Genomic DNA, 15,721 nt, shown 5'->3' with positions numbered 1-15,721 from the left:
CACTTGCAGGTTGCCTTTTACGCCCCGCTAAAGCCGATCGACCATCCTGTTCCGTCGGGTGACCGCCTGATTGCCCGGATGCTCTGTGAAGCCCTTCAGTCAGCAGGTATGAAGGTCGATATTGCTGCACGCCTTCGCAGCCGCGTTGCTGATGGCAATGTCCTTAAACAGGCACGGCTTGCCGAACTGGGAACCAAACTTGCTGCCCGTTTACTACGCCAGTACCAGTCGGGGTTCCGTCCCAAACCGGATATCTGGTTTACCTATCATCTTTATTACAAGGCACCGGACTGGATCGGGCCGATTGTTGCCGATGCGCTGGGTATCCCGTATGTGGTGGCCGAAGCATCCTTTGCCCCAAAGCGTGCAAACGGGCCATGGGGACAAAGCCATCTGGCAGTCGAGACGGCACTAAGGCAAGCAGATGCCGTTTTCTCACTCAATCGGGTTGATATGGAATGTCTGGCTCAGGTCTGTGATCCTGATCGTCTGCATTTCTTGCCGCCCTTTACATGTGTCGCGTCATGGCATGTTGGACAGCGGCCAGCAATCAATCCGCAATGCGTGCGGTTGGTGACAACCGCAATGATGCGCGATGGTGACAAACTGAAATCCTATGCGCTTTTGGCAGACGCACTGGGTCGCCTCAGGCGCAATGGCGTTGATAACTGGCACCTGACAGTGATTGGTGATGGCCCCGCGCGTCAACAGGTCGAAGACCTTTTTGAAGAAAACGGACTTGGTGAAGGCAAGGTTTCACTGGTGGGCCTGAAAACACCGGAACAAACCAAAGATATTCTCGCGCAGTCAGATTTGTTCGTATGGCCCGCGATCAATGAAGCCTTCGGAATGGCGTTGCTTGAGGCGCAGTCTGCGGGGCTTCCGGTTCTCGCAGGGGATACTGGCGGTGTGTCGGGTATTGTTTCATCCGGTGTGACCGGGTGGCTTGTGCCTATTGGTGATGTCGATGCTTTTTCAAACCGTTTGGCAGAATGCCTTGGGGCGGATGTCGCCGTATTGCATGATATAGGTGCCGCTGGCGCATCGAAAGCATTACAGCATCACACGCTTGAAGCCGCAGCTGATCTTTTATCCACCACATTCAAGAAAGTCCTCCCGGGTCATGTGTCGTCACAAAACGGGCAGGGCCCAGCATGAAACAGCTCCGTTTTGCATTGCTTCGCCACGGTGTCACGGCCTGGAATACCGAAAAGCGCATTCAGGGACGGACAGATATCTCAATCAGGCCCGAAACAGCTGATTGGTATCGTCAGCACCGCTTGCCCGCCAAGTGGGCCAATGTCCCGTGGTTTTCTTCGCCCTTGTCCCGGACACGTGAAACTGCAGATGCGCTTGGGATCAGAACCGTTGCCACCGAGCCCGCGTTCATCGAGATGGACTGGGGCACGTGGGAGGGCGAAAAACTCTCGGATCTTCGTGCAAGGATGGGGGAAGACCTTCGCGACAATGAAGACCGTGGTTGGGATTTTCGCCCAGATGATGGCGAAAGCCCGCGTGACGTCTTAAACCGGGTTGCGACATTCCTGAAAGATTGTGACATGCCGGAATTTGGTGCGGTCACTCATAAGGGCGTGATACGTGCTGTCTATGCTGCAGCACGTGGATGGGACATGATGGGCAAAATTCCAGACAAACTCGATTGGCACTGTTTGCAGGTGTTTCAGTATTCTGATGAGGCCGGGTTATCTGTTGAAGCACTCAATGTGCCACTTGCGCCTGCGCAGGAGTCTGCGTGATGAGTGATGTCATGGTTTATGTTCAGCACTTGCTTGGCATTGGTCACGTCCGCCGGATGGCGTTGATCAATCGGGCGCTTCGCGATGAAGGGCTTGGCGTTACGGTCGTAAGTGGTGGTGTGCCGAATGACAGCCTTGATTTCGCGGCCAGTGAAGTTGTTCAGCTTTCGCCCTGCAAGACATCCGATACTGGTTTTTCAGGGCTCGTCGATCCGGAAGGGAACGCCTTGGGGGACGATTGGCAGGAAGAACGTAAAAGACAACTGCTGACCGCGTTTAAGGAAACCGCGCCGAGACTGCTTTTGGTCGAAATGTTCCCATTCGGGCGCCGCGCCTTTCGCTTCGAATTGATTCCGCTGTTTGACGCGGCGAATGAAGCAGGCATTCCGATCATTTGTTCTGTCAGAGACCTTTTAGTGCGTAAAAAAGACATCGGCAAAACACGATGGATGCGTGATATCGCGCGTAAATATCTCGATGCGGTTCTGGTGCATGGTGATCCGCAACTGTTTGGTTTTGATCGCAGCTTTGATTTTGCCGACGATATATCTGACCTAATCGTCTACACGGGATATGTCGCACCAAAGGTTGCCAGTGACGTCTCGGAACGTGCTGAGGCAGATCGTCACGGTGTTCTTGTTTCCGCCGGCGGTGGTGCCGTCGGGGCAGAGCTGATCAGGCTCGCAATTTCTGCCCGCGCGCATTCGCAAAAATATAGCGACGCTATTTGGGATATTGTCGCTGGGCCGCATTTTCCGTCGGACCAGTTTGACCGTTTGCGCGGCCAGTTGCCCGACGGTGTTGTTCTTCACCGGTTCTTGCCCGATTTCCGTGAACGGATGGCGCGTGCCGCCGTTTCCGTTTCACAGGCCGGATACAACACGCTGATGGATGTGTTGGCGACGCGAACGCCAGCGGTCATGGTGCCGTTTGCAGAAGGCGGCGAAAGCGAGCAAACCGAACGTGCGGAAGTCCTTGCCAACGAAGGGGTTATTTCCCTGCTTGATCTTGATGGCCTGTCTGCGCAATCATTAGCAAAACAAATAGATAACGCCAGACAGCCAAGCGGGATTAAAATCGCACTGGATGGCGCAAAAAGAACTGCGTCAATCATCGCAGAAAAGATCAAAGGGCAGGCATGAGCAGCTGGGACCAATTACGCGCAGAGCTTGATCTGTGGCATTCGGAGGACCGGATTGCCACCGCGTGGTGGCGTGACGACGATGCTGTTTCTGTGACCCCGGCGCTTGAAACGCTTCTGCGTTTCGAACAGGAATACAAAGTGCCACTCGCCCTTGCGGTTATTCCGGCTGCTTTGCAGGACGACCTTGTAGAACGTCTTGTCGAGACGCTCGATACCCGTGTGTTGCAGCATGGCTGGTCCCACCAGAACCACATGCCAGAGGGACGCAAGAAACAGGAACTCGATGACGTGCGCGATATTGGCGATGTCGTTGCCGATCTGCGCCATGGGTTTTCGGTTCTGCAATCGCGTTTTGGCAATCGTTTCTTGCCGGTCCTGGTGCCGCCATGGAACCGGGTGGCCGAAGATGTCGTAGCCGCTTTGCATTCCCTTGGCTTTTCCGGGATCAGTACATTCAATGCCCGCAAGGAGGCAGAGCCGTATAAAGGCATCATGCAGGTCAACACGCATGTTGATGTCATTGATTGGCGCGGAACGCGCGGCTTTGTTGGCGAAGACGCGGCACTTGGCGCAATGATTGAACACCTGGCGGCGCGGCGAACAGGGCAGGTCGACGCGGATGAACCGACGGGTATTCTGACCCATCATCTTGTCCATGACGATGCCACCACGAAGTTCCTTGATAATCTGTTTTCTATGGACCATTCAGCTTTGCGCTGGTTGAGAATACCCGGAGTATTTCCATGGCAATAAGGCCAAAACAACACGTGGAACCTGAACCGGCACAGGCCCCCAAGGCCCCCAGTGTGCCAAGCACCGTAACGAGCACCGTGGACCCGGTAAAGCCAGCAGGTGTCGGTGACAGCGAAGTCCAGACGATGGGCTATCCATCGAAATTGATGGCGCCTGATCTGGCGAAATCAATTGTCGGGCTGCTGATTTGCGGGGTTATCGCGCTGATTCCCGAGATGCTCGCAATCATTCAATGGACGTCGGCCGGGCTTGCTTTGCTGTTTGTTTTCTATTTTGCCCGCACGGTTATCCGCTTCCAGTCAAAGATTTATGTATCGGAATACGGCATTCGGCTTTCAAGTCTGCGCGGTGGAACGGCTTTTGCCTGGCCGGAACTTTCGAAGTTCCGTTTGCGTTACTTTAGTACCAAGCGCGATGGCAACAAGGGATGGTTCGAGCTGACCCTACAGGCAGGAGATGCGAAAATTGTCGCAGAATCAACACTGGACGGTTTTGACGATCTCCTTGAAATTTCTCGTGATTGGGCGAAAGATAACCAGCTGCTTGTCGATGACGTCACAAGAACAAACTTGATGCGCATGGATGAGGCCGAAACACTGGTTAAGGCCGCGGCGTCCGAACGCAAACACGGTGGTATCAACTAGAATGACCGATATTCTGCGCATCAAGGATCTGAAAGTTGAATTCGTACTGCCGCACATGCGTGTCAAGGCAGTTGAAAATGTAAGCTTTCGCATCGGTGCGCAGGAAACCGTGGCACTGGTTGGTGAGTCCGGATCGGGCAAAAGCACCATTTCGCAGGCAATCATGGGCTTGTTGCCAAAGGTGGCCCAAGTCACCAAAGGATCTATCATCTTTGCCGATCCGAAAAAGCCCGGAACCCGGGTGGATATCGCCATGCTGGATCGGTCTGGCTCTGACATGCGCGCCATTCGCGGTGGCCGGATTTCGATGATTTTTCAGGAACCGATGAGTTCCCTGTCGCCGCTCCATACCATCGGCGATCAGATATGTGAAGCCGTGAAACTTCATCGCAAGGTCGGATCGGCCGAGGCGCGTGAACTTGCCGTTGAAATGCTGACACTGGTCGGCTTCCCGCAGCCCAAGCGCTCCCTTAAAACTTATCCATTCGAACTTTCCGGTGGCCTGCGCCAGCGCGCGATGATTGCGATGGCACTGGTTTGTCGTCCGGCCTTGCTGATTGCGGATGAACCGACAACCGCCCTTGATGTAACCATTCAGGCGCAAATTCTGCGTCTGATCAAGGAAGTACAGGCAGAATTGCAGATGTCGGTTCTGTTGATCACCCATGACCTTGGCGTGGTTGCCAATATGGCTGACCGGATGGTGGTGATTTATGACGGGCGGGTGGTCGAGGCTGGCAAGACCGACGATGTGTTCATCAATCCTGGCCATACCTATACACGATCATTGCTTGCGGCGGTTCCGCACTTTGATATGGGACCAGACGAAAGATTGCGTCCGCTGCGCGAGATCAAGCCGAAAACCGGCAGTCTGCTTGCCAGTGCGGGCGATGGCGATACACAACAAAATACATCTGACGTTCCGGCAACTTTGGCCCTGCACCCGACCATGGCCAGCGAGCCGGTTCTGGCAGTTCGCCATCTCAGCAAAAGCTTTACCACGCGCAAAGGTAACTGGATCAAATCCGAAGAACGCCTTGTGCCCGCAGTTTCCGACGTCTCATTGACGGTTAATCGTGGCGAATGCGTTGGTCTGGTGGGGGAAAGTGGTTGTGGCAAAACGACGCTTTCCAAACTGATCATGCGTGCAATGAGCCCGGATGAAGGTTCCATTCTGTTTCGTGGTGAAAGCGGGCAGATGACCGAATTGACCGGGCTTGATGAAGATCAGCTCAATCCGTACCGAAAGCGGATACAATTTGTTTTTCAGGACCCGTTCGGATCACTTAATCCGCGGATGACTGTTCAGGATATCATCACCGAGCCCATGCTGATTCACGGTGTCGGGGATAGTAACTATCGACAGAAAATGGTGCTGGAACTGATGGACCTGGTTGGTCTTGATCCGCGCTTTTTGAACCGGTATCCGCATAGTTTTTCCGGCGGGCAGCGCCAGCGCATCGGGATCGCACGTGCGCTCAGCCTGAAGCCGGATTTGTTGATATTCGATGAGCCGACATCGGCGCTTGATGTATCGGTTCAGGCACAAATACTTAATCTTTTAAAAGATTTGCAGCGTGATCTTAATTTGACCTATCTGTTCATTTCGCACAATCTTGCGGTCGTGGATTACGTTGCAGACAGGATTGCCGTGATGTGTGCCGGGCGGATTGTTGAATCCGCACCACGCGAAGTGCTGTTTAAGAACCCGATGCATCCCTACACGCAGGCACTGCTGCATGCCGTGCCGTTTGCCGATCTGGATCACCTGCTTGATTTCGACAAGATAATGGATGGCAAGGCATCTGATCCGTCCCGCTGGCCAGCCCCGTTCACGATCAACCAGACCAGCGAGCCCAAGATGATGCAGGTCGCAGAAGATCACTTTGTTCGTGCCGAACGTGCCGATTTTACGGAGATCGCCATATGATCAGTGTTTTAAACCCGTCGATGTCTAGAATGCATCGTGCCTTTTCCGGGCTTGTGATGACGACAGGTTTTCTGGCGGCAAGTGTCTTGGTCGCACCGGCGCACGCAGAAGTCCCTTATTTCGAGGATGCGGTCGCAAGCGGTTCTTTGCCTGCGATGAATGACCGCCTGCCAGAACATCCGCATGTGATTGATTTTGCGGGTGAGGGTAAGGAAATCGGCAAATATGGTGGGGAATTTGTCACCATCATGGGGCGGTCCAAAGATATCCGTATGGCGGTTGTTTATGGCTATGCCCGCTTGATCGGCTATGATCAGGACCTCAACCTGCGCCCAGATATCCTTGAAGCGCTCGATGTGAACGAAGAAGGCAATGTCTTCACGTTGCATATCCGCAAAGGTCACAAATGGTCCGATGGCGAGCCGTTCACGGCCGAGGATTTCCGTTATTACTGGGAAGATATCGTCAATAATGATGAACTGTTTCCAGTCGGGCCGCCGCGTTTCCTGTTTGTCGGGAATGAACCGGCAACCTTTGAAATTCTTGACGAATATACCGTTCGCTACAGCTGGTCACAACCAAACCCGTTTTTCCTGACCGAACTGGCAGCAACCCGCCCGCCATTTATTTATCGTCCGGCGCACTACCTGAAACAGTTCCACGAGAATTATCGCGATGCGGACGAACTTCAGGCGATGGTTGAAGAGCGTGGTCTGCGTAGCTGGGCTGTGTTGCATACGGACATCGATCGTCCCTACAAGCTTTCCAACATTCATCGCCCGTCGCTGGAGCCATGGCTGATCACGACAGAGGAGCCCTCTGATCGCTTTGTCTTCGTGCGTAACCCGTATTATCACCGCGTCGATCCGGAAGGTAACCAGCTTCCTTACATCGACCGGATGATCTTTAATATTTCGAACGCAAAACTGGTCCCGGCCAAAGTCGGCGCGGGCGAGGTCGACCTGCAAAGCAGGATCCTGTCGCTTAAGGACTACACGTTCCTGAAGCAATCCGAAGCCAATCAGAACTATGATGTGCGTCTTTGGGATGTCGGGGCAGGGGCTTATGCCGCATTGTATCCCAACCTGACCTGCAGTGATCCGGTATGGCGCGAAGTTCTGCGTGACGTCCGTTTCCGTCGTGCGCTGTCGTTGGCGATCAACCGCACCGAAATTAACCGGGTCATGTTCTTTGGTCTGGCGCAACCGACCAACAATACCGTCTTGCCAAAAAGCCCGTTATTCAAACCGGAATATCGCGAAAGCTATACCGATTTCGACGTCAAGGCCGCAAACCAACTGCTTGATACAATGGGGCTGGATGAGCGCAATGGCGAAGGTATCCGTCTTTTGCCGGATGGACGCCCGATGGAAATCATTGTCGAGACGTCCGGGGAAAACCCCGAACATGACGATATGCTTGAACTGGTTGGCGACAGTTGGCGTCAGGTTGGCATCAAGCTGTTCGTCAAGGGCCTGCAGCGCGAAGTGATGCGTAACCGTGCCTATACCGGCGAGACGATTATGTCGATTTTCAATGGTATTGATAACGGCCTGGCGACGCCCAACACTGCCCCTGATGAATTCGTTCCTGTTCTGCAAGACAGCCTGCAGTGGCCGAAATGGGGGCAGTATTATCAAACGGACGGCGAGGCGGGCGAAGCACCCGATATGCCAGCAGCCAAGGAACTCATGGAACAGTATCGAAAGTGGCAAACCAGCAATGAAGCGGGCCAGAAACAAGCATGGCAGGCCATTCTCGATATCAATTCGGAAAACATGTTCTCAATCGGCCTGATCGGCAACGTGCCGCAACCGGTCGTTATCGACAAGGACATGCGCAATGTGCCCGAAAAAGGCATCCATAGCTGGGAGCCGGGTGCGTTCTTTGGGATTTATCGGCCTGAGACCTTCTGGTGGGATCGGTAATCTTTTAACTAAAAACGTGTTGTTTCGCGCCGTTGAGGGAATGGCGTAAAACAACCTCGGGGGAGCAACAGCGCCGATGCTGACTTATCTGGCAAGACGGCTTTTCGTGATGATACCCACGCTGTTTATGATCAGCGTGCTGGTGTTTGTCATCATACAGCTGCCACCCGGAGACTTTCTGACCACGTATCTCAACGAGCTTCAAGCCCAGGGCGAGGCAGTTGATCCGGCAAAGATCGAGTTTCTCAAACGGCAATATGGGCTGGATCAGCCGATCTATATTCAATACGCCGAATGGGCCTGGGGATTGCTGCAAGGCGATCTCGGCTTTTCGTTTGAATATAACCTGCCTGTGAGCGATGTGGTTGGTGATCGGCTTTGGCTGTCGCTGGTACTGAATTTCAGCACGGTGATCTTCATCTACATCGTCAGCTTCCCCATCGGGATCTATTCGGCAACCCGTCAATATAGCTGGGGCGACTATGGGTTCACCTTGCTGGGCTTCCTTGGGCTTGCCATGCCGAACTTCCTGTTTGCCCTGATCCTGCTTTATTACGCAAATGTTGTTTTCGGAACATCGATCGGTGGTCTGATGGACCCGGAATACATCAATCAAGGCTGGTCTTTGGCCAAGATGATGTCGGTCGTTGAACATCTTTGGGCACCGGTTGTGGTGATTGGGACGTCCGGGACAGCCGCCATGATCCGCCGTCTTCGCGCCAACCTGCTTGATGAGCTTGGCAAGCAATATGTGGTTACTGCCCATGCCAAGGGCCTGTCACCGACCAAGGTACTGTTCAAATATCCTTTGCGCATGGCGCTTAACCCGTTTATCGCCGATATCGGTAACATCCTGCCGCAGGTGGTGTCGGGTTCGGTTCTAGTGTCGGTGGTGATGTCACTACCCACCACGGGACCGATGTTGCTTACGGCACTGCAAAGTCAGGATATGTATCTGGCTGGTTCGTTCCTGATGTTCTTGGCCCTTTTGACGGTTGTCGGCATGTTTGTTTCGGATGTTCTGCTTGCCTGGCTTGACCCGCGCATTCGTCTGCAGGGAGGGGTCGGCAATTGAGCAAGGAAACCGAAAAGCGCAACGAACATTTTGTGGATTCAGCTCCGTTTGATCCCTGGGATCGCGAGGAACTGACGCCCGAGCAGGAAAAGTATTTCCTTGCGTCGCAATGGCAATTGATGTGGTGGCGGTTGAAACGGCACCGGCTGGCGTATTTTTCACTGATTGTTCTGGCGATCATGTACGCGTCGGTCTTTATCGTTGAGTTCATTGCGCCCTATGCGCAGGAAACCCGTAATTCGGAATATATCCATCACCCTCCGCAGGGTATTCATCTGTTCCATGACGGCGAATTTGTCGGGCCTTTTACCTATGGCACCGATTTTTCGGTCAATATGGAAACCCTCAAACCGACTTATACGGTCAATCCGGACCGGATAGAGCCATTGCGCTTTTTCTGTTCGGGTGATGAGTATGAATTCTGGGGCATGATCGATATGGACTTCCATTTCGTCTGCCCGTCAGAAGACGGTACGCTGTTCATGTTTGGCACCGACCGTTTGGGGCGTGACATGTTGTCACGCATGATCTATGGCGCGCGGGTTTCGCTGACCATTGGTCTGGTTGGCATTTCCGTCAGTTTCCTTCTTGGTATCCTGATCGGCGGGGCGGCCGGGTATTACGGTGGCTGGGTGGATTCAACAGCCCAGCGCGCGATTGAAGTCATCCGGTCCTTGCCGGAAATTCCGCTTTGGATGGCGCTTTCAGCCGCATTGCCTGTGACCTGGAGCCCGATTTTAATTTACTTCGGGATCACGATTATCCTTGGTCTGATCGACTGGACCGGACTTGCCCGCGCAGTGCGTTCGAAACTGCTGGCGCTTCGTGAAGAGGACTATGCACTCGCGGCACGCCTGATGGGGGCGAAGCCAAAGCGGATTATTGCCCGCCATTTGCTGCCGAACTTTGCCAGCCACCTGATCGCATCGGTGACGCTGTCGATCCCCAACATGATCCTTGGTGAAACCGCGCTGAGCTTCCTTGGGCTTGGCCTGCGTGCACCGGTGACCAGTTGGGGCGTGTTGCTCAATGAAGCGCAAAACATCAATGCGGTTGCGGTTTATCCCTGGCTGATGTTGCCGGTTGTCCCGGTTGTTGTCGTGGTGCTCGCCTTTAACTTCCTGGGCGATGGCCTCCGGGATGCGGCGGATCCCTATAAGAACTGATCCATCATCGAACTAAACGAAAAAAGGGCAGCTTCATTGGGCTGCCCTTTGTTTTTTGGCTGTCCATTTTCTAACGCTTGCGCAGCCATAGACTTGTTTCATGCGCGCCTTCGGGAAGGTGTATGCCGTTGGCTATGGATTGATCAACCTCATCACGCATGCGGGTCGTGGCATATGCGCTTGACCACATGATTTCAAACCCGCCGCCAGCCAGAAGGGCTGCGACCCCTTGTTGTTCGTTATATCCGCGCCATTGCCAGATTTCCGGATAGTCATCGGGCAGGGTGATGTCGTGGATATGAATGATCGCCCCGCTTGGCAGGGTCGGGATGACCGATGAAAACAGCAGATCAACATCGGTGCCGGGCATCAGGATGTGGCTTGAGTCGATCGACAGGAAATCGGCACCGGTCAGGGTTTGGAAGACCGATGGATCGGCCTTTTGCACGATGGTGCGTTCGACGGTGATCGGAAGCTTCGCGATATCGGCGCGTGGGGCCGGATCAATCGCATGAAATGCCGTATCGAGTTCGCCGTCCTTGATCGCCCGGTAATAAAACCGTGTCGAATGACCCGATCCGATTTCAATGATCCGGTCCGGGCGAAATTCGCGGGTAAAGACATATGCCATCATCCCATCAAGGCGCGGAAACCAGCTTTGTTGCCAGCGTGGCTCAGGCGGGGTGGCGTTGCCGAAGCTGGCAAAAGCTTCGTGATAATTGGCGGCCTTGGTCAGCCACGCCTTCATGGTGGGGGCGGCCGTATCCATCATGGTTTCGATTGCCGGGTAGGTCGGGCGACCAACAGCTTTTGCCGTCTCGCTGGCATAACGGTAAGGAATGAAATAGCCGGCAGGCTCAGCGCCAATCAGTGTTTTCAAACCAAGTTTCAAGCGGCGCATTCTGAGAGAGAACGGCATCGAGGTCATATCAAAGGCCCCTTTGGGTTCAAAATTATTGTGTTTCTATCGGTGCCGGTAAGTTTAATCAGTTGCAAAAGGTCTGATCCTCTCCGCGCCAGGTTCGCGTCAGCACAATCGCAAAACCCATCGAAATCGCCGAAAATACCGCCATCAGGTAATAGACCTGCGATCCGAACTGTTCATACAGCGGGCCGGAAATCCAGATGCTACTACCAAGGAAGACGCCCATGGACAGTGTCGCCATCAGACTTTGTGCCGAGGTTGCAAGTTGTTGGGGTATGGCACGGGCGATAAAACTGACGGCGGCCAAATGTGTGATCCCAAATGTCATGGCATGAAGGGGTTGAACCAAAATAATCAACCATAGATTGTCTGTTGTGCCCAGTACAATCCAACGTAAAATTCCTGACCCGGCACCAATCGCAAACAAGATACCGGGATGGCGACCACGGACAAACCGCCCGGCGACAGCAAACAGAACGATCTCGGCAATCACACCAATGGACCAGAAAATACCAATCATCTCATGCGAGTAACCGGCGGATTCCCAATGGACGGAGGCAAAGGCGTAATAGGTGCCATGCGCGCCCTGGGCAAACCCGATGCAGGCAAGATAAATCAGGAAGACCGGTTTGCGCAGCAGATACATCAGCGAAGAACCGGATCTGAGCGGACGATCTGTTTGCGGGTCGGGCATACGGGTGGTAATCGCAAAATTCACGATCCCCGCAACGAACAGCATCCAGACGATCCATTCTGTTGATGTTCCATCCAGAACCCAGCCCGCCCCATAGGACGCCAGAATGAAGGCAAGCGATCCCCACAGCCGCACCCGACCATAATCAAGTTCACGCGCCTTGCATTCATGCACCGTAATGGTCGTGCCAAGCGGCAGCAGCGGCGAGAAGGTAAAGCCGATCACGACCGAAAGGGCGGCAAGCCACCAGAAATCGCTCGAGATTGGGAAGGCCAGAATGGATAACACATAGATCCCGGCTAGCCACATCATCGGGGTCTTGCGATTGCCGGTGCGATCAGCACGTTGGGCAATCAACGGATCGGCAAAGACGCGCACCCAGTTTGGCAGCGAAAGCAGGATGCCAATCTCTGCCGCTGATAACCCCTGGGACTTCAACCAGACCGGCCAATAAGGCAGAAAAACACCCTGAATCAGAAACAGCCCCGAAAAGAACAAGGCCAGCGTAGCCGCCGTTTTCATCCGGTCCGGATCGGTGGCTGGTGACGGTTTCGATGATGGTGTGGCGTTTGGCGTGTTCATGCGGTGAGTTGCCGACGCTTGAGGCCGCGAATGATGAAACGCGCCGGATGAATAGCATGCATCAGCGCTTTTTCCAGAGGCAGGGGCATATCGCAAATCTCACTGGCAAGAATCTCGGCGGCGAGCGGGGCGCCGATCAGTCCGCGGGCTCCAAAACCGGTACAGATATACACGTCTTTGTGGTAGGGCGCATCGATATATCGCGCGCCTTTTTTGCCCTTGTCGATGTCGCCGTATGACGCAAGATAGGCGTCAAAATCCGGTGCAAGACCGATCAGGGGCAGGTGATCCGCCGTTGTCGTGCGCAAGGATGCTCGCCCTTCAAGCATTTCAGGCGAAAGCTTTGCCGCAACATCGGGCAGGACTTTGCCAAGCTGGTTGATGTTAAAGGCGTGGTCATCTTCGCGAAGGTCCGTATGCGCATCGTCACGCCCAAAGGTTGCCCCAAATACATGCATGCCATCACGCGCTGGCGTCACGTAGCCCTTGTGGCTCAGAACGCACTTAATGGCGGAACCATCGCCAAGGTTTGACACGATTTCTTCTGGTAAAAAGCTGATCTGGCCACGAACAGGATTAAGGTGGTCTCTAAGCCAGCTTGTCTGATCCAGCATTTGCGTTTCAAGCGCGCCAGCGATGATCACAGCGTCAAACGGCCCATAGGAAGCCCCGTTTCCATCGGTCAGGACTTTGCCTTGTTCATCATCGCCAATGGCAGTGATGGTTGTTGAAAGCCGCATATCTATGCCATCAGAAAAGGCCCGCACCACCGACGGCGGATTAACCCAGCCGGCGGATGGATAAAAAACACCGCCATAGGGCAAGGCCAGGCCAAATCGTTCTGAGGCCTGATCACTGTCAAGCGCCTCGACAAGGTCGGGTTTGTCGCCAAGACGCGCGATCAGGCCATCAAGCCGTTCACGTTTGCGGTCACTGGTGGCAAGATCAATCACGCCGCAGAAATCAGCCTCGACCAAACCCTGATCGGCAAGTTTTTTGATCTTGCGATGGCTGAAACGATAACCAGCCTCATAAAACCGGCCCATGATGGCATCATCAACGGTCAGATAGGGCTCCAACATGCCAATCGGATTGCCCGATGCAGCGCTGGCCAGTTCATCGGCCTTTTCAAAAAGGGTTACGGCAACGCCACGTGCGTTTAAGGCATCCGCGCAGGCCGAACCGGCAAGCCCCCCACCGATAACGGCGACAGATTTGGTTTTCTTGGGGCGGGGCAGGTTAAACCAAGGATCATCGGCGATTTCAAACAGGTCCGGCGTACTGCCGTTGTCACCAATCGATACCGGAAGCGTTGCCGTGATCATGTCGCGTTTATAGCCAAACCCTTTGCGCTTGCTGATTGCAAAGCCGGCACTTTCCAGGCCGTCACGTGCAATGCGTGCGGCAGTGAAAGTCGCAAGGCTTGCACCACGCGGGTTGGACGCGCCGGCAAGGGCAGCAAACAAGTCCGGGTGCCACATATCGGGATTGCGCGCGGGCGCAAAGCCATCAAGAAACCAGCAATCAATATTCCCGTCATAGCCAGACCAGCATTCAATCGCATCGCCGATCAAAAGCGTCAGGCTGACATCGCCATCGGCAAGGGAAAACCGGTGCACACCGGGCAACATGGTTTCATGCGGCCAGATTTCGGCAAGCTGTTTGGAATATTGCGACAGTTCCGGCCAGCTCTGGTGCGCCCGGATCATGTCATCGCGCGACAATGGGTATTTTTCAACGGAAACGAAATGCAGGCGTCTGGATCGTTTGGGATCACTGTCCCAACATTGCCACGCGGCCAAAAAGTTCAGTCCGGTGCCAAAGCCGGTTTCGCCAATAGCAAAACTTTCGCGGTCCTGCCAGGCAGACGGAAGGTTGTTGCCCTCAAGAAACACATAACGCGTTTCAGCAAGCCCATCCTTGGGATTAAAGTAAATGTCACCAAAATGCGGAGAGAACGGCACATTGCCATCCTGCCAGGTTATTTCGCCAGCAGGTCTTGGTTCATCACCTTCTGTCTGCCTGGTGACATCGTTTGCCGTCATGCAGACAGGTCCTCGTCATCCTGTTCGGGGACAAGGGCGAGGGCTTCGCGCACGACTTCCGTACCCGCACCCTTGCGATGGGCGTTTTCGCTCAGATAACGGCGCCATTGTTTTGCACCGCGCATTTGCTGGAACAGGCCCAGCATATGGCGGGTGACATGGCCAATGGTGCCGTTTTCTTCTTTCAGGTGTTCTTCGATATAGGGCAGCATTGCCTCAACCACCTGATGGCGTGTCAGGGGCTTGGCGTCATCGCCATAAAAACGCCGGTCGACATCGGCCAGAACATAAGGGTTCTGATAGGCCTCGCGCCCGATCATGACACCATCGACATGTTTCAGATGCTCGGCGGTTTCATCAAGCGTCTTGATGCCACCGTTGATCAGGATTTCAAGCTCCGGGAATTCCTGTTTAAGCTGATAGACCAACTCGTACTTTAACGGCGGGACTTCTCGGTTTTCCTTGGGCGAAAGGCCTTTGAGCCACGCCTTGCGCGCATGAACGATGAAAGTCTTGCAGCCAGCCTCGGCAACGGTTTCGGTAAAGCGTTTCAGCGACGGGTAGTCTTCCTGATCGTCGATGCCGATGCGGTTTTTGACTGTGACCGGGGCGTCGCTGGCCGAAATCATCGATTTCACGCACTTCGCAACGACATCGGGCGTCGCCATCAGACAGGCACCAAAGGCGCCGTTCTGCACACGATCTGATGGGCAACCGCAATTCAGATTGATTTCATCATAGGCATAGTCATTGGCGATTTCGCAGGCGCGCGCCAGATCATCCGGGTCGCTGCCGCCAAGTTGAAGCGCAACCGGGTGTTCGGCATCGTTATAGCGTAGATGACGTTCTACGCCGCCGTGAAGGATGGCGCCCGTGGTGACCATTTCGGTATAAAGCAACGTATGACGACTGATCTGCCGCAGAAAATAGCGATCATGCCGATCCGTCCAATCCATCATCGGGGCGACGGAAATACGCCGATTAACAGTCATTTGCCTACCGTTTTTGTCAAAGCCGGGTGAAGAGGGTTGCTGTATTCCAAGCGCGGTCTTTATATAGGTTCCGGGATTTAGGGTCA

13 protein-coding genes are annotated in these 15,721 nt (G+C 54.2%); 9 read left to right on the top strand and 4 right to left on the bottom strand.

Features of this window, described 5'->3' with window-relative positions; all coding sequences use genetic code 11:
• Positions 1 to 3 precede the first annotated feature (3 nt).
• The 9 genes from AUQ41_RS18620 to AUQ41_RS18580 all read left to right on the top strand — a co-directional run bounded on the left by AUQ41_RS18620 (position 4) and on the right by AUQ41_RS18580 (position 10,397).
• On the top strand, positions 4 to 1,158 hold the full coding sequence (locus tag AUQ41_RS18620) for a glycosyltransferase family 4 protein (protein ID WP_063089856.1): 1,155 nt from the start codon (positions 4 to 6) through the stop codon (positions 1,156 to 1,158).
• Positions 1,155 to 1,757, top strand: coding sequence for a histidine phosphatase family protein (locus AUQ41_RS18615; protein ID WP_063089853.1), 603 nt, complete (start codon positions 1,155 to 1,157; stop codon positions 1,755 to 1,757). Before AUQ41_RS18620 ends, AUQ41_RS18615 begins: the two co-directional genes overlap by 4 nt.
• On the top strand, positions 1,757 to 2,899 hold the full coding sequence (locus AUQ41_RS18610; protein ID WP_063089850.1) for a glycosyltransferase family protein: 1,143 nt from the start codon (positions 1,757 to 1,759) through the stop codon (positions 2,897 to 2,899). Before AUQ41_RS18615 ends, AUQ41_RS18610 begins: the two co-directional genes overlap by 1 nt.
• Positions 2,896 to 3,654 (top strand): polysaccharide deacetylase family protein, encoded by a 759-nt coding sequence (locus AUQ41_RS18605; protein WP_063089847.1) that lies wholly within the window; start codon positions 2,896 to 2,898, stop codon positions 3,652 to 3,654. Before AUQ41_RS18610 ends, AUQ41_RS18605 begins: the two co-directional genes overlap by 4 nt.
• Before the next feature lie 14 nt (positions 3,655 to 3,668).
• Complete coding sequence (locus AUQ41_RS18600; protein WP_232308457.1) at positions 3,669 to 4,298, top strand: hypothetical protein; 630 nt, start codon at positions 3,669 to 3,671, stop codon at positions 4,296 to 4,298.
• Between the two features lies 1 nt (position 4,299).
• On the top strand, positions 4,300 to 6,228 hold the full coding sequence (locus AUQ41_RS18595) for an ABC transporter ATP-binding protein (RefSeq protein WP_063089841.1): 1,929 nt from the start codon (positions 4,300 to 4,302) through the stop codon (positions 6,226 to 6,228).
• A complete protein-coding gene (locus AUQ41_RS18590; RefSeq protein WP_083952766.1) occupies positions 6,225 to 8,156 on the top strand; it encodes an ABC transporter substrate-binding protein in 1,932 nt (643 codons plus the stop codon). Before AUQ41_RS18595 ends, AUQ41_RS18590 begins: the two co-directional genes overlap by 4 nt.
• Before the next feature lie 76 nt (positions 8,157 to 8,232).
• Positions 8,233 to 9,231 carry an ABC transporter permease gene (locus AUQ41_RS18585; RefSeq protein WP_063089838.1) on the top strand — a complete coding sequence of 333 codons (999 nt, stop codon included), beginning with the start codon at positions 8,233 to 8,235 and terminating at the stop codon, positions 9,229 to 9,231.
• Positions 9,228 to 10,397, top strand: a complete 1,170-nt coding sequence (locus AUQ41_RS18580; RefSeq protein WP_063089835.1) for an ABC transporter permease — start codon at positions 9,228 to 9,230, stop codon at positions 10,395 to 10,397. The genes AUQ41_RS18585 and AUQ41_RS18580 overlap by 4 nt, the downstream gene beginning before the upstream one ends.
• 70 nt (positions 10,398 to 10,467) lie before the next feature.
• On the opposite strand, the gene AUQ41_RS18575 is transcribed toward AUQ41_RS18580, so the two are convergent.
• Genes AUQ41_RS18575 through dusA form a run of 4 tightly spaced genes read right to left on the bottom strand, consistent with a single transcriptional unit; the run spans position 10,468 to position 15,635 of the window.
• Positions 10,468 to 11,325: a class I SAM-dependent methyltransferase gene (locus AUQ41_RS18575; protein ID WP_063089832.1), complete on the bottom strand. Its 858-nt coding sequence runs from the start codon at positions 11,323 to 11,325 to the stop codon at positions 10,468 to 10,470.
• A gap of 58 nt (positions 11,326 to 11,383) precedes the next feature.
• Positions 11,384 to 12,598 (bottom strand): 3-phenylpropionate MFS transporter, encoded by a 1,215-nt coding sequence (locus AUQ41_RS18570; protein ID WP_063089830.1) that lies wholly within the window; start codon positions 12,596 to 12,598, stop codon positions 11,384 to 11,386.
• Complete coding sequence (gene mnmC / locus AUQ41_RS18565; protein ID WP_063089827.1) at positions 12,595 to 14,643, bottom strand: bifunctional tRNA (5-methylaminomethyl-2-thiouridine)(34)-methyltransferase MnmD/FAD-dependent 5-carboxymethylaminomethyl-2-thiouridine(34) oxidoreductase MnmC; 2,049 nt, start codon at positions 14,641 to 14,643, stop codon at positions 12,595 to 12,597. The genes AUQ41_RS18570 and mnmC overlap by 4 nt, the downstream gene beginning before the upstream one ends.
• Positions 14,640 to 15,635 (bottom strand): tRNA dihydrouridine(20/20a) synthase DusA, encoded by a 996-nt coding sequence (gene dusA, locus AUQ41_RS18560; RefSeq protein ID WP_063089824.1) that lies wholly within the window; start codon positions 15,633 to 15,635, stop codon positions 14,640 to 14,642. Before dusA ends, mnmC begins: the two co-directional genes overlap by 4 nt.
• Positions 15,636 to 15,721 lie beyond the last annotated feature (86 nt).

It is taken from the genome of Thalassospira sp. MCCC 1A02898 (genome assembly GCF_001618185.1).
Lineage (GTDB): Bacteria > Pseudomonadota > Alphaproteobacteria > Rhodospirillales > Thalassospiraceae > Thalassospira > Thalassospira tepidiphila.
This window is presented reverse-complemented; position numbering and strand designations above follow the sequence as displayed.

Bases quoted from the DNA above. Each gene is read 5' to 3' on its own strand.
- AUQ41_RS18615 (WP_063089853.1), top strand. From the start codon at position 1,155: ATGAAACAGCTCCGTTTTGCATTGCTTCGCCACGGTGTCACGGCCTGG.
- AUQ41_RS18610 (WP_063089850.1), top strand. From the start codon at position 1,757: ATGAGTGATGTCATGGTTTATGTTCAGCACTTGCTTGGCATTGGTCAC.
- AUQ41_RS18605 (WP_063089847.1), top strand. From the start codon at position 2,896: ATGAGCAGCTGGGACCAATTACGCGCAGAGCTTGATCTGTGGCATTCG.
- AUQ41_RS18595 (WP_063089841.1), top strand. From the start codon at position 4,300: ATGACCGATATTCTGCGCATCAAGGATCTGAAAGTTGAATTCGTACTG.
- AUQ41_RS18590 (WP_083952766.1), top strand. From the start codon at position 6,225: ATGATCAGTGTTTTAAACCCGTCGATGTCTAGAATGCATCGTGCCTTT.
- AUQ41_RS18585 (WP_063089838.1), top strand. From the start codon at position 8,233: ATGCTGACTTATCTGGCAAGACGGCTTTTCGTGATGATACCCACGCTG.
- AUQ41_RS18575 (WP_063089832.1), bottom strand. From the start codon at position 11,325: ATGACCTCGATGCCGTTCTCTCTCAGAATGCGCCGCTTGAAACTTGGT.
- AUQ41_RS18570 (WP_063089830.1), bottom strand. From the start codon at position 12,598: ATGAACACGCCAAACGCCACACCATCATCGAAACCGTCACCAGCCACC.
- mnmC (WP_063089827.1), bottom strand. From the start codon at position 14,643: ATGACGGCAAACGATGTCACCAGGCAGACAGAAGGTGATGAACCAAGA.
- dusA (WP_063089824.1), bottom strand. From the start codon at position 15,635: ATGACTGTTAATCGGCGTATTTCCGTCGCCCCGATGATGGATTGGACG.